Genomic DNA, 413 nt, shown 5'->3' with positions numbered 1-413 from the left:
TTTTACTTTCTTCCTCGCCTGCCTGCAGGCTATATTGTGGACGATGACTTATATCAAAAAATATTTCTCATTGCGAGTGCAGCTTTATATCCCAAATTCACATTGTTAAAACAGAATTCTGCGTATTTCGTACCTATGGATACCGACGATATTCATACGCAACGCGCTTTGTTTTTCCCATGGCAACAAGGGATATCAGAACGCTTAGTGATTTCTGATTTAGATCGTTTTACGTCGTCTCTAACGAATCAACAAATTCCGATCATGAAACAATTAACTTTAAACTATCAAAACATTACATCTATAGCGATCGCAGGTAATTCAGGCAGTGGTAAATCTTATATGCTGACGTACTTACTAAGTGTATTAAAACCGATATCAGAACTCATTATTGTTGACCCTAAGTTTGATAC

1 pseudogene is annotated in these 413 nt (G+C 36.6%); it reads left to right on the top strand.

What is annotated here, in order from left to right:
- Positions 1-413: pseudogene (locus tag HMPREF2663_RS08470) on the top strand (cell division protein FtsK); the annotation flags it as partial.

Origin of the sequence: Staphylococcus sp. HMSC077D08 (assembly GCF_001837945.1) — a bacterium.
Taxonomy (GTDB): Bacteria; Bacillota; Bacilli; order Staphylococcales; family Staphylococcaceae; genus Staphylococcus; species Staphylococcus epidermidis.
Note: the sequence above shows the minus strand (reverse complement) of the source record. Positions and strands in the feature narration are given on the sequence as shown.